This window comes from Desulforhabdus sp. TSK, from assembly GCF_022836495.1.
Taxonomy (GTDB): domain Bacteria; phylum Desulfobacterota; class Syntrophobacteria; order Syntrophobacterales; family Syntrophobacteraceae; genus Desulforhabdus.
In genome coordinates, this window is the sequence record NZ_BQXM01000141.1 from 1 (window position 1) to 483 (window position 483).

The following is a 483-nucleotide window of genomic DNA, read 5'->3' on the forward strand; positions in this document are numbered from 1 at the left end:
CTGCCACGTTGTGGGGGGCCGCAGGCATCGACCGTGATGCCGCCGTGGCGGCCATGTGGCCGCTGGTGGACGGCACGCTGGCGGCGGCCCGCGCACGTGGCCTGGCTGGCGCTCTGGCAGGCCCGGTCTCGCGCGGAGACAGCGGCGTCATCGACAAACATCTGCAAGCGCTTGATGCACTGGGCGCGGATCACGCCGCGCTTTACACAGCGCTCACACGGCGTGCGCTGGCATTGGCGGCCGAACGCGGCACCCCTTCCGCAGGCGTACTGGCCGGCCTCGCTGCGCGCCTGAATCCTACGCAATGACGGAGTCGGCGTGACTGGGATCGGATGGCGCGCATGCACCAAACCGGCGCACGCCCTACAATCGGCAGCTTGCTCGCACGCCTGTTCTGCCATGTCACAACGTCCACACGCTTCGCCCTCTCCTGCCGCGCATGACGCTGCAGACCGCCGTTCGTCCGGAGCGCTGATCCTGCTC

Annotated in this window: 1 protein-coding gene; it reads left to right on the plus strand. The window is 69.4% G+C overall.

The window, feature by feature from the left end; genetic code table 11:
* On the plus strand, window positions 1–308 hold a 308-nt coding region (locus MWC30_RS21875), incomplete at its 5' end, for a DUF2520 domain-containing protein (protein WP_244086312.1).
* Window positions 309–483 lie beyond the last annotated feature (175 nt).